The sequence below is a fragment of the Microbacterium sp. HSID17254 genome, assembly GCF_003989315.1.
Classification (GTDB): Bacteria; Actinomycetota; Actinomycetes; order Actinomycetales; family Microbacteriaceae; genus Microbacterium.
Window position 1 is genome coordinate 35,547 of the sequence record NZ_RBLT01000030.1, and the last position, 11,180, is coordinate 46,726.

Genomic DNA, 11,180 nt, shown 5'->3' on the forward strand with positions numbered 1-11,180 from the left:
ACGGCCGGCGATCCGACCCCGCACGGGTCAGCCCAGCGGCGCCCGCACGGGGTAGTCCTGGCCTTCGAGGATGACCTGCGTCGCCGCTCCCGTCGCCCGGTTCACGACGACCGGTGCCAGCAGGTTGACGCTGACACCCTCGGCGGCGGGGTGGGCGACCACGAGCACGAAGGCGTCGTCCGCCGAGGAGAGAGCGAGGTCGGCGACCTGCGCGTCCGTGAGGGTCGGCGCGTACTCCGTGAGGACGGTGTTCGGGTCGACCAGGTAGAGCCGCAGGGCCTCGTCCTCGACCGCCCGCATCGCGAAGAGCCCGTCGGCGCCCTCGACCGGTGCGAGGGCGAAGTCCACATGGGGTGCCAGTCCGGGCGGCGGGGCCGTGAAGGTGAGCGCGGCGGTCATCGCAGGAAGTCCATCAGCGACGGCTGCAGCACGCGCGCGTTCACCGCGAGCGCCGAGCGGTACACGAGCTCCTGCGCCTGCAGGCGGATGAGCACCTCGACCGAGTCGACGTCCTCGACCGCGGCGCGGCGGGACTCGAGGGACACGGAATTCTGCACTGCCGCCTCCTTGGCGCGTTCGATCTGAGCCTGCCTGGTGCCGACCGCGCCCTGCACGCCCAGCATCGCCGTGCGGCGGTCGTCGATCTCCGCGAGCCGTGGTCCGACGTTGGTGCCGGAGCGGAGGTCGGCGACGATGCGGTCGACGAGGGCGAACACCGAGTCGTCGCCCGTGCCGAACACCGCCGCCCCGTCGGTGTCGACGCGGACGGACGCCGCGTCGGACACACGTCGCGTGACCTCGGAGCCGGCGACGCCGCTGTACGAGTAGTCGCCGGCGAAGGCCGCGGTGTCCGAGGTACCCGCGAACACGGACCGCCCGAGCAGCCGGGTGTTCGCCTGCGAGAGCAGCTCATCGCGGATGCCCTCCAGCTCCACCGCGAGGGCCTCCTTCGCCGCGGCGTCCAGCGCCCCGTCGTTCGCTCCCTGCGCGGTGAGGTCCCGCACCCGCGAGAGCAGTGAGGTGCTGGAGGTGATCGCCGTGTCGGCCGCGGTCACCCACGCCAGGCCGTCGTCGATGTTCCGCGCATACTGCTCGGTGCGCCGTTGCTCGGCGTGCAGGGCGAGGGCGGCAGCGGCCGCGGCCGGATCGTCCGAGGGCGCGGCGAACGCCTTCTGCGACGTGGCCTGCTCCTGCAGACGGGCGAGCTCGGAGAGGTTGGACTGCAGCTGGCGCATCGCCGTCTGCGTCATCGTGGTCTGGGTCACGCGAGAGATCATGGGGCTCCTCCGGTCAGCGTCCGACGACGCCCGTGCGGTTGATGAGGACGTCGAGGGCCTCGTCGACGGCGGTGAGCACGCGGGCCGCCGCCTGATAGGCGGTCTGGTAGGTGAGGAGGCTGATCGTCTCCTCGTCGCCGTCCACGGCCGCGACCGACTGCTGGGCGCCGACGGCGCCGACCGCCGCCGCATCCGACGCCTTCGCACGCTGCACATCGGCCGCGGTGGACACGCCGAAGCGGGTCACCTGGTCGGTCCACAGCGCATCCGGAGAGGTCGCGCGCTGCCCGATCTGGGAGATGAGGTCGGCGTTGGTCGCGTCCTTGGAGCCCGCTCCGGGCGAGGCGAGGGCCAGGTCGGCCGCCGAGGTGACGGCCACCTGCAGCCCGAGCGCGGCGGAGCCGGTCGCCGGCAGCGTGAAGAAGTCGCCCCCGGGCTGTCCGGACGCCGTGACACCGGCGCGGTGCTGCGCGTTGAGCGACTCCGCCAGCGCCGTGGCCACCCGGTCGTAGGTGGCGGCGAGCTGTGCCAGCATCCCGCCGTCGGCGGCCGGGGCGAGCACCGCGAGCGAGCCGCCGAGCTCTCCGCCGTCGACCACGAGGGGAAGATCCGGGACCGACTCCCAGACCACGCCGACGCGGGGTGCGCCGTCGATCGTCGCCGCGCCGGTCAGGGCGAGGTGACGCGCGTCGCCCCCGGAGACCAGGGCGTTGCCGCCGAGGCGGACCGTGAGCGTGCCGTCCGCCTCCACGGTGGCGGTGCCGCCGGCGAGCCGGGCCACGTCCTCGGCGAGCAGATTGCGGCGGTCGGTGAGCTCGTTGGCCGAGCGGCCCGAGGCCAGAGCGTCGCGGATCTCGGTGTTCAGCACCGCGATCTGGTCGGCCGCGGCGTTGACCTGGCTGACGGTGCGCTCGGCCGTTCCCCGTGCGGCCGTCCACTGCGCGGCGACGGTGCGATAGCCGCCGGAGATGTGGGCGGCGAGCTCCTTCGCCGACTCCAGGATGCTCGCGGCCGCGGCCCCCGAGTCGGGGGTGTTGGCGAGATCCTGCCACCCCGCCCAGAAGTTCGTCAGCCGGTTCGCGAGGCCCTTGTCCGTCGGTTCCGCGAGCGCCGACTCGGCGGTCGTCGCGGCGAGCGCGCGGGTGGCCCAGTAGCCGGAGGCCCCGAGGGTGTCGCGGACCCGGGCGTCGAGCAGCGCGTCGCCGAGGCGGGACACCCCGTCGATGGAGACGCCGTGTCCGGGGAGCGCGCCCATGCTGAAGCGCCCCGTCTGCGCGACGGCGGCGATGGAGGAGGTCTCGACGCGCTGCCGCGTGTACCCCTCGGTCTTCTGGTTGGCGATGTTCTGCCCCACCACATCCATGCCCCGCCGCGCGGCGGCGAGGCCGCTGGCGGCGGTGGTCAGTCCACTGAAGGTCGACATGAATCCCTCTCGGTCACATCTCGGTGTCGATGATGCGGGCGGCATCCTCGCGGGCGCGGTCGCCGCGGGTGGTGTACTCGCCGCTCTCCTGGCCGAGAGCGGCGATGGTCTCCTGGGTGGCGCGGAGCACTCCGCTGAGCTGCTCCGCGGCGGCGTCGCGCATCTGCTCGACCTCCGCCGTCAGCTTCACGAGCGCGCGCATGTGGTCGGTGAAGACGTCGCCCCAGGCCCCGTCCGGGGCGTGCTCGATGAGCTGGCCGATCGTCGCGTCCTGAGGAGCCCCCCACTCCTCGGCGACGCCGGCGACCTCGACGGCCCTGGCCAGGCTCGCGGCGCGCAGGCGGTCGAGCACCTGATCGATCTCCCTGGCCGCGAACTGGATCCAGTGCGACCGGCCGGCGGCGAGCAGCAGCTGTTGCTCGTCGAGCTTGAAAAGCAGCATCTCGAGCAGCTCGCGCTCGCGCCAGAGCTGCATCGATAGTTCGTTGGCTCCCATGATCCCCTTGTCCCCAGCGATCCCCCGCCCCACGCAGGTGCGATCGGCCCGCCTGTTAACGGTTCATAAATCTCTATCGGCCACCGCGCCCCTAAGGTTACTATGTGGACTGGCGGCGGTTAGTGCTCCCCATGGACATATCCCGGACCTTGTGATATGACCATCTACCCCTCGCCATGGAGCTTCCGGAGTGCATCCAGAGAGGTGGATCATCCCCCATGTCGTCGCGCGCTGAGCGCAACCGCCTCGTCGAGGCCAACCTCCCCCTGGTCGGCTACCTCGCTGCAGACACCCATGCTCGGGCTACCCATATCCCCCGCGAAGAGCTCGCCGCCGTCGGCGCGCTCGCCCTCGTGACCGCCGCCGACGCCTACGACCCCGCGCTCGGCGTCCCGTTCGGCGCGTACGCCCGCCGCCGCATCCTCGGCGCGTTCGCCGACGAGATGCGCGCCATGGACTGGGCATCCCGCGGCATCCGCAAGCGCATCAAGGAGACCGTCACCGTCCGCGACACCCTCACCGCCGCCCTCGGTCGAACGGCGACCGCCACCGAGATCGCCACCGCCATGGGCTCCCCCAAGGAGGCGGTCGTGGAGGCCCTCGCCGATGCCGCGCGCACCGTCGCGCCGCTCGACGACCCCGCCACGCGGGACCTCGTCGCCGACATCCCCCTGCCGGAGGAGTCGGCGCTGGTCGGAGAGCGACGAGAGGTGCTCGAGCACGCCATCACCGCTCTCCCCGAGCGCATGCGGCGCATCGTCGTGGCCGTCTACGTCGAGGAGCGCCCCGTCAAGGAGATCGCCGAGGAGCTGGGCGTGACCCACTCGGCCGTCTCGCAGCAGCGGGCGGAGGCCGTGCGCCTGCTCCGCGACGCCCTGGACCGCTACTTCGCCGAGGGCGGCACAGAGACCACGACCACCACCCGCGTCTCGCCCGCCGCGCGGGATGCGTACTTCGGCCGCATCGCCGAGGCCGCCGGCGTCCGGATCGGTGAGGTCTTCCGCGCCGCCGCCCCCGCCTAACGCGTCCGCATCCTCCGCCGATAGGTGAGAGCAGGAGACCACGGATGGTCTCCTGCACAACACATCACGGAGGAAACCCTCATGGGTATGCAGATCAACACCAACGTGGGCGCGCTCAACGCCTACCGCAACCTGTCCAACACGCAGAACGACCTGTCGAAGTCGCTCGAGAAGCTCTCGAGCGGTCTGCGCATCAACCGTGCCGCGGACGACGCCGCCGGCCTCGCGATCTCCGAGGGCCTGCGTTCGCAGGTCAACGGCCTGAACGTCGCGGCTCGCAACGCCCAGGACGGCATCTCGGTCATCCAGACCGCGGAAGGCGCCCTGACCGAGGTGCACTCCATCCTGCAGCGCGTGCGCGACCTGACCGCTCAGGGTGCGAACGACTCGAACAACGCGAAGTCGCGCGAAGCGATCCAGACTGAGATCGGCGCCCTCGCCGACGAGCTCACCCGGATCGCCGACAGCACCAACTTCAACGGCATCAAGCTGCTCTCGGGCGGCACGACGCTGACGTTCCAGGTGGGTGCGGGCGCGGTCGCCGCCGAGGACCAGATCTCGGTCGGCCTGACCAACTTCGCCAACCTCGGCACCACCATCGAGACGCTCGCCGGCACCATGACCGACGCGGCATCGTACGGTGCGGCTCTGGCGGGCATCGACACGCAGATCCAGGCGGTCTCGACCGCACGTGCCGGCTACGGTGCGCTGCAGAACCGCTTCGAGTCGACCATCAACAGCCTCAACGTGTCGGCCGAGAACCTCGCCGCCGCCGAGAGCCGTATCCGCGACACCGACATGGCGTCCGAGATGGTCAAGTTCACGTCGGCGAACATCCTGTCGCAGGCGGGAACGGCCATGCTGGCCCAGGCCAACCAGGCCAACCAGGGCGTGCTCCAGCTGCTGCGCTGATCCGCGCCGCCGCACGGAATCACTCCGGGGGTCCGGGTGACGGCTTCGGCCGTCGCCCGGACCCCGCCGCACACAGAAGGGAAGCCGCATGTCGCTCTCGCTCGACGGCCTCGTGTCGGGGCTCAAGACCACCGAGGTCATCAAGGCCCTCATGGACGTGCACGCCATCCCCCGCACGCTGCTCAAGGCCAAGATCGACGACAAGAACGTCGTCATGACGCAGCTGCGCACCCTCAACACGGCCGTGCAGAACCTCGCCGCCGCCGCCGAGAAGGCCGCAGCGCCCGGCGGTCTCGACCGCTTCACCGGCAGCGCGTCGTCGGAGTCGGTGAAGGTCGCCCTGCGCACCGGCGCCGCGCCCGTGTCCACCGACATCGTCGTCGACCGCCTCGCCCAGGCGCACACGGTGGTCTCCGCGTCCGCGAGCCGCTGGCCCGCGGACCCGCCCGTCCTGACGCTCGAGGACGCCACGGGGAAGCGCGTCCAGGTGCAGGCCGACTCGACGTCGATGCAGGACATCGCCCAGGCCATCAACGACGCCGACACCGGTGTCCTCGCCACGGCCGTCCCCGCCGGCAAGGATGCCGACGGCACCCCCGTCTACCGCCTGCAGCTCCGGGCCGAGGAGTCCGGAGAGGCAGGACGCTTCCGCGTCTACGCGGGCGACCTCGCCGCGGTGGCCGCCGGCACCGCCACGGACGTGTCCACGGAGCCGGGCGCCGCTGTCATCGCCACAGGCACGGATGCGCAGCTGCGCCTCTGGGCCGGCACGGCGGCCGAACAGGTCATCACCTCGTCCGGCAACACGTTCACCGATCTCTTCGAGGGCGTCGACGTGACGGTCTCCACCGTCTCGACGACCCCCGTCACGGTCACCGTCGCCGTCGACGGCGAGGCCAGGACCAAGGCCTCCGGCGAGTTCATCGCCCTCCTCACGGACATCTTCACCCGCATCGACAACGGCTCGAAGGCGACGGTCGCCGCGGGACAGGGCGAGAAGACCACCCTCGGCGTCTTCACCGGCGACAGCACCATCCGCGGTCTGCGGACGGCCCTCGCCGACGCCGTGCAGCACCCCGTGGACGGCGTCTCGCCCTCCACGATCGGCATCTCGACCGACATGTACGGCAAGCTCACGTTCGACGAGGAGAAGTTCTCCGAGGCGCTGGCGAAGGACCCCGCGGCCGTCGGCGCGCTCTTCTCCGCGGTCGCGGCACGCGTGGAGCAGACGGCGACCTCGTACTCGGACAAGTACGACGGGCTGCTCACCTCGCGGATCACGGGTCAGGAGAGCGAGGTCAAGAGCCTCGGCGAGCAGATGGAGCGCTGGGACGTGCGCCTCGCGCAGCGCAAGGCGTCGCTGGAGCGCACGTACGCGCGCCTCGAGGTGATGCTGTCGCAGATGCAGTCGCAGTCGTCGTACCTCGCCTCCCAGATCAACGCGCTGCCGAGCAGCCGCTCCGGGTCGGACTCGTGAGCATGAACGCCGCCCTGCGTGCCCAGCAGCGGTACCGCGAGGACGCCATCCTGTCCGCCCCGCCGGAGCGCCTGGTCACGATGCTCTACGACCGGCTCCTGCTCGACATCGAACGCGCCGAGACGGCGCAGCGGGCGGCCGACTGGACCGAGGCCAACACCCAGCTCCAGCACGCGCAGGCGATCGTGGCCGAGCTGTCGTCGTCCCTCACCGACGACTGGAGCGGCAGCGCCGGGCTGCGCTCGCTGTACGTCTTCCTCTCGCAGACGCTGATCGGCGCCAACATCGGCCGCGATCCGGAGCGCACGCATGCCTGCCGCGAGCTCGTCGTGCCGCTGCGCGACGCCTGGCACGCCGCCGCCCTGGCCGTCGTGGAGGGCCGCGCATGACGGACGAGGACTGGGCCGCGCTGCTCGACCGGCTCGAAGCGGACGCCGACCGGATCCTCGCCGCGCCGGCGGGAGCCGTCGAGGTGCACGACATCATCCCCTGGGCGCCGCCGTCCTCCCCGCTCCCCCCGCACCTGGCCGATCGCGCCCGTGCGGTGATCGACCGGCAGCACGCCGCCATGGAACGCGCCCGGTCGGAGCTCGAGGGGCTGCGGCAGCACCTCGGTGCCGTCCGGCGCGTGCCGGCACCCCGCTCTCCCGATGCCCCCGCCTACCTCGACGTGGACGGGTGAGGAACCCTCCTAACGAAACCGCACGGACGGCCGACAGTCCCCCGAGAGCACGGATGGCTCGCAAGACTCGGCCAGGGAACGGCCACTTCACCCACACACGGGGAGCCGGTTCGTGTTCGACTCTGTGACCATCACCGCACTGACCAGTGCGCTGAACGGCCTCTCGCTGCGCCAGCGAGCCATCGCCGACAACATCGCCAACATCAACACCCCCGACTACCACGCCAAGCGCGTGCAGTTCGAGGCCGCGCTCGCCGACTCGATCGCCGCCGGTGACGGGGACGTGTCCGCCACGGTCGGGACATCGCTCGAGCCGACGCGGCTGAACGGCAACAACGTGAACCTCGACACCGAGACCCTCTCCAGCATCGACACCATGCTCCGCTATCAGTTCGCGACGCAGGCCGTGAACGGATCGTTCTCCTCGATGCGCACCGCGATGAGGACGTCATGACCTTCGACGCCATCGGGATCGCCGGCACGGGACTGACCGTGCACCGGAAGTGGCTCGACGCCATCAGCGACAACATCGCCAACATCAACACCGCGACGTCGACCGACGGCGCGGCGTTCCGGGCGCGCTACATCCTGGCGCAGACCAGCGACCAGTCCCCCGGGGTCTACGTCGCCGGGACCGTCCAGGGCGACGCCGAGGGCCGGCTCGTGCACCAGCCCGACCACCCGCTCGCCGACGCCGACGGCTACGTGCGCTACCCCGACATCGACCTGGGAGACCAGATGAGCCAGCTGATCCTCGCGCAGCGCGGATACCAGGCGAGCGCGGCGATCGTGGACCGCGCCCGCACCTCCTACGAGGCGGCGCTGCAGATCGGGCGGAACGCGTGAGCGCCGTCGCCGGCATCGAGGCCGTCGCCTCGTCCCTCGGCATGACCACCTCGCCCGTGACGGGTGCGAAGACCGGCGACGACACGGCCTTCGCGAACAGCGTCACCGGGGCGATCGACGAGCTGCGCTCGCTGCAGTCCGAGTCCGACACCCTGAAAGTCGCCGCCGTGACCGGCGACCTCGACGACATCCACGCCGCGATGATCGCCTCGTCGCGCGCCGCGGTCACCCTCGAACTCGTCGCCGCCGTCCGCAACAAGGGCGTCGACGCGTTCAACGAGATCATGCGGATGCAGGCCTGATGCCCCCGGCAGTGACCGGGGCGTTCCAGCGGATGCGGCGGGTGATCGCCGGATTCTCGCTCGCGCAGCGGACCATCGCCATCATCGGCATCGCCGTGCTCGCACTCGGCATCGTCGCCCTGTCCAGCTGGCTCACCCGCCCCACGTACACACCGCTGTTCTCGGGGCTGAACGCCACGGACGCGAACGCCGTGGTGGAGCAGCTGCGCTCCGCCTCCGTCCCCTACGAGCTCGCCGACGGCGGCGCCACCGTGCTCGTCCCCGAGAAGGACGTCTACGACCAGCGGCTCGCCGCCGCCTCCGCCGGGCTGCCGAGCGCCGGATCGGCCGGGTACTCGCTGCTCGACGACATGGGCGTCACCACGAGCGAGTTCCAGCAGTCGGTCACCTACAAGCGCGCGATCGAGGGCGAGCTCGCCGCCACGATCTCCGCGATCGACGGCGTCTCCGCGGCCTCCGTGCAGCTCGCGATCCCCGAGGAGAGCGTCTTCGTGTCGGAGACCGTCGACGCGACGGCCTCCGTGTTCGTGGAGACCGCCGGACGCACGACGCTCGACCAGAAGCAGGTCGAGGCCATCGTGCACCTCACCTCGGCCGCCGTCAGCGGGATGAAGCCGGAGAACGTGGCCGTCGTCGACCAGACAGGGCGGACGCTGTCGACCGTGGGCGGTGGAGCCACCGGCGGCCTCGACCAGCAGGCGAGCGACTACGAGGCCCGCGTGGCCGCGAGCGTGCAGCAGATGCTGGACACCGTGGTCGGCCCGGGCAACGCGACCGTGACGGTGGTCGCCGAGATCGACCGCTCGGTGAACGAACGCGTCGAGGAGACGTACACGCCGGCCGAGGGCGCGCCCCCTCTCACCGAAGAGGTCCGCGAGCAGAACAGCAACGGCTCCACCTCCGAGGCCGGGGTCCTGGGTCCGGACAACATCGCCGTGCCGAACGGGAACGGCGACGGCACCTACCGGTCCTCCGAGGAGACGCGCACCAACGCGGTGAACAAGGCCACGGAGAGCACGTCCACCCCCGCCGGAAACCTGCTGCGGCAGTCGGTGTCGGTCGCCGTGGACGCCGGTGCGGGCGGAGACCTCAGCTCCGCGCAGCTCAGCGACCTCGTCGCCACCGCAGCCGGCATCGACCGCACCCGCGGCGACGAACTCGCCGTCGAGCTCGTCGCGTTCAGCCAGACGGACGCCGAGGCCGCCCAGGCCGCGCTGCAGGCGGCGAAGGAGGCCGAAGAGGGCGCCCGTCAGGCCGCGCTCCTGAACACCGTCATCATCGCCGCTGCCATCGCCATCCCGCTCATCGCCGCGATCACCGCGCTGATCATCAGGTCCCGACGGAAGGCGGCGGGTGTGGAGGAGTTCGACCAGCTCTTCGGTGACCGGCCCGCCGAGCTCGCCGCGCTCTCCGCCGATGCACCGACGGCCGTGCTGGAGGCGCCGACCACCCCGCTCGCCTTCCTCGAGCCGGTGCCGGATCTCGACCCGGACCCCGAGCCCGAGCCCGCGCAGATCAGCCTCGAGCGCCGCCGTGCCGAGATCGACGCCCTCACCCGGCAGGACCCGCAGCGCACGGCCGAGCTGCTGCGCACCCTCATCGACGACAGGTCGCGGGCATGAGCGGACTCACCGATCGGCAGACGGCCGCCATCGTCCTCATGAACCTCGACCGCGCGCAGGCCGTCGAGGTCATGAAGCATCTCTCGGAGACCGAGGCCGAGGCCGTCGCCGCCGAGATCATCGGGCTGCAGGACCTCGATGCGGAGACGACCGCCCAGGCGCTGGGACAGTTCCATCGCATCGCGGCCGGGCACCTGCCCCCCGCCCGCGGCGGGCGCGACATCGCCGCCGGGCTCCTGGAGGCCTCCTTCGGGTCGGAGCGGGCGGCCGCCGTGCTCGGCCGCGTGGGCTCCACGTCGATGAGCGCCTCGTTCGACTTCCTCGCCTCCGCCGACGCCGCCCATCTCGCCACGCTCCTGGACGGCGAGCTGCCGCAGACCGTCGCACTCGTGCTCGCGCACCTCCCCGCCGATCAGGCCGCCGCCGTGCTCGCCGCGCTGCCCGACCCCGCCCGGACCGACGTCGCGCAGGCCATCGCCACCATGGGCACCGCCTCCCAGGAGGCCATCGCCATCGTCGCCGACGCCCTCAAGGCGCGGACCGGCAGCCTCGCGTCGCGGGACAGCCCCGAGGTGCTCGGCGGCGTCGAGCCGCTCGTGGAGATCATCGGCCGCTCGGGAGCCACCATCGAGAAGGCCCTGCTGGCGAGCATCGAGGACCGCGACAGCGCCCTCGCGGAGGACATCCGCTCGCGCATGTTCACGTTCGCGGACATCGTCAAGCTCGACGACCGGGACACCCAGCGCGTGCTGCGGGGCATGGACATCCGGTCGCTGGCGCTGGCCCTCAAGGGCGCCCAGCAGCCGATCGTCGACCTCATCCGCCGCAACGTGTCCGAGCGCAACCGCGAGAACCTCGACGAGGAGGCCAGGACGCTGGGCCCCGTGCGCGTCTCCCAGGTCGAGGAAGCGCGGGCCGAGATCGTCCGCACGATCCGGGCGCTGGAGGCCGCCGGGGACATCACCGTGCAGCGGGCCGACGAGGACGAGTATGTCTACTGACGCCTTCGCCCCCGCCGCGTTCCCCCGGCTCGGCGGCTCGGACCACCGCGGGGAGCAGGAGCGCGCGCGCCGCCGCGGGTACGCCGAGGGCCACGCCGCGGGCTTCCGGGCGGGCACGGC

At 71.8% G+C, this 11,180-nt stretch carries 14 protein-coding genes; 10 read left to right on the top strand and 4 right to left on the bottom strand.

What is annotated here, in order from left to right:
- Positions 1–27: 27 nt before the first annotated feature.
- The 4 genes from D8M34_RS14080 to flgN are packed head-to-tail and all read right to left on the bottom strand — an operon-like array spanning position 28 to position 3,196.
- Positions 28–399: a flagellar assembly protein FliW gene (locus D8M34_RS14080; protein WP_025104338.1), complete on the bottom strand. Its 372-nt coding sequence runs from the start codon at positions 397–399 to the stop codon at positions 28–30.
- Positions 396–1,277 (bottom strand): flagellar hook-associated protein FlgL, encoded by an 882-nt coding sequence (gene flgL / locus D8M34_RS14085; RefSeq protein WP_126894310.1) that lies wholly within the window; start codon positions 1,275–1,277, stop codon positions 396–398. The genes D8M34_RS14080 and flgL overlap by 4 nt, the downstream gene beginning before the upstream one ends.
- Before the next feature lie 13 nt (positions 1,278–1,290).
- Positions 1,291–2,700: a flagellar hook-associated protein FlgK gene (flgK, locus tag D8M34_RS14090; protein WP_126894311.1), complete on the bottom strand. Its 1,410-nt coding sequence runs from the start codon at positions 2,698–2,700 to the stop codon at positions 1,291–1,293.
- Between the two features lie 13 nt (positions 2,701–2,713).
- Positions 2,714–3,196 (bottom strand): flagellar export chaperone FlgN, encoded by a 483-nt coding sequence (flgN, locus tag D8M34_RS14095; protein WP_025104341.1) that lies wholly within the window; start codon positions 3,194–3,196, stop codon positions 2,714–2,716.
- Positions 3,197–3,414: 218 nt separating this feature from the next.
- On the opposite strand from flgN, the gene D8M34_RS14100 reads away from it, so the two are divergent.
- From D8M34_RS14100 to fliG, 10 genes are all read left to right on the top strand, one after another.
- A complete protein-coding gene (locus D8M34_RS14100) occupies positions 3,415–4,218 on the top strand; it encodes a sigma-70 family RNA polymerase sigma factor (RefSeq protein WP_126894312.1) in 804 nt (267 codons plus the stop codon).
- Positions 4,219–4,299: 81 nt separating this feature from the next.
- Positions 4,300–5,130 (top strand): flagellin N-terminal helical domain-containing protein, encoded by an 831-nt coding sequence (locus D8M34_RS14105; protein WP_025104343.1) that lies wholly within the window; start codon positions 4,300–4,302, stop codon positions 5,128–5,130.
- Between the two features lie 88 nt (positions 5,131–5,218).
- Positions 5,219–6,607: a flagellar filament capping protein FliD gene (fliD, locus tag D8M34_RS14110; protein WP_025104344.1), complete on the top strand. Its 1,389-nt coding sequence runs from the start codon at positions 5,219–5,221 to the stop codon at positions 6,605–6,607.
- 2 nt (positions 6,608–6,609) lie between these two features.
- Positions 6,610–6,996, top strand: a complete 387-nt coding sequence (fliS, locus tag D8M34_RS14115; RefSeq protein WP_025104345.1) for a flagellar export chaperone FliS — start codon at positions 6,610–6,612, stop codon at positions 6,994–6,996.
- Positions 6,993–7,289, top strand: coding sequence for a hypothetical protein (locus tag D8M34_RS14120; protein WP_062635827.1), 297 nt, complete (start codon positions 6,993–6,995; stop codon positions 7,287–7,289). Before fliS ends, D8M34_RS14120 begins: the two co-directional genes overlap by 4 nt.
- A 112-nt stretch (positions 7,290–7,401) precedes the next feature.
- Positions 7,402–7,743, top strand: coding sequence for a flagellar basal body rod protein FlgB (gene flgB, locus D8M34_RS14125; RefSeq protein ID WP_025104347.1), 342 nt, complete (start codon positions 7,402–7,404; stop codon positions 7,741–7,743).
- Complete coding sequence (locus tag D8M34_RS14130) at positions 7,740–8,135, top strand: flagellar basal body rod protein FlgC (RefSeq protein WP_025104348.1); 396 nt, start codon at positions 7,740–7,742, stop codon at positions 8,133–8,135. The genes flgB and D8M34_RS14130 overlap by 4 nt, the downstream gene beginning before the upstream one ends.
- A 41-nt stretch (positions 8,136–8,176) precedes the next feature.
- A complete protein-coding gene (gene fliE / locus D8M34_RS14135; protein WP_051582258.1) occupies positions 8,177–8,437 on the top strand; it encodes a flagellar hook-basal body complex protein FliE in 261 nt (86 codons plus the stop codon).
- Positions 8,437–10,059, top strand: a complete 1,623-nt coding sequence (fliF, locus tag D8M34_RS14140) for a flagellar basal-body MS-ring/collar protein FliF (RefSeq protein WP_126894313.1) — start codon at positions 8,437–8,439, stop codon at positions 10,057–10,059. The genes fliE and fliF overlap by 1 nt, the downstream gene beginning before the upstream one ends.
- Positions 10,056–11,060: a flagellar motor switch protein FliG gene (fliG, locus tag D8M34_RS14145; RefSeq protein WP_062635821.1), complete on the top strand. Its 1,005-nt coding sequence runs from the start codon at positions 10,056–10,058 to the stop codon at positions 11,058–11,060. Before fliF ends, fliG begins: the two co-directional genes overlap by 4 nt.
- Positions 11,061–11,180: the final 120 nt, after the last annotated feature.

Excerpts from the sequence above, each read along its gene's own strand:
- D8M34_RS14120 (WP_062635827.1), top strand. The coding sequence starts at position 6,993 with ATGACGGACGAGGACTGGGCCGCGCTGCTCGACCGGCTCGAAGCGGAC.
- fliS (WP_025104345.1), top strand. The coding sequence starts at position 6,610 with ATGAACGCCGCCCTGCGTGCCCAGCAGCGGTACCGCGAGGACGCCATC.
- fliG (WP_062635821.1), top strand. The coding sequence starts at position 10,056 with ATGAGCGGACTCACCGATCGGCAGACGGCCGCCATCGTCCTCATGAAC.
- D8M34_RS14100 (WP_126894312.1), top strand. The coding sequence starts at position 3,415 with ATGTCGTCGCGCGCTGAGCGCAACCGCCTCGTCGAGGCCAACCTCCCC.
- fliE (WP_051582258.1), top strand. The coding sequence starts at position 8,177 with ATGACCACCTCGCCCGTGACGGGTGCGAAGACCGGCGACGACACGGCC.
- fliF (WP_126894313.1), top strand. The coding sequence starts at position 8,437 with ATGCCCCCGGCAGTGACCGGGGCGTTCCAGCGGATGCGGCGGGTGATC.
- fliD (WP_025104344.1), top strand. The coding sequence starts at position 5,219 with ATGTCGCTCTCGCTCGACGGCCTCGTGTCGGGGCTCAAGACCACCGAG.
- D8M34_RS14080 (WP_025104338.1), bottom strand. The coding sequence starts at position 399 with ATGACCGCCGCGCTCACCTTCACGGCCCCGCCGCCCGGACTGGCACCC.
- flgN (WP_025104341.1), bottom strand. The coding sequence starts at position 3,196 with ATGGGAGCCAACGAACTATCGATGCAGCTCTGGCGCGAGCGCGAGCTG.
- D8M34_RS14130 (WP_025104348.1), top strand. The coding sequence starts at position 7,740 with ATGACCTTCGACGCCATCGGGATCGCCGGCACGGGACTGACCGTGCAC.
- D8M34_RS14105 (WP_025104343.1), top strand. The coding sequence starts at position 4,300 with ATGGGTATGCAGATCAACACCAACGTGGGCGCGCTCAACGCCTACCGC.
- flgK (WP_126894311.1), bottom strand. The coding sequence starts at position 2,700 with ATGTCGACCTTCAGTGGACTGACCACCGCCGCCAGCGGCCTCGCCGCC.
- flgL (WP_126894310.1), bottom strand. The coding sequence starts at position 1,277 with ATGATCTCTCGCGTGACCCAGACCACGATGACGCAGACGGCGATGCGC.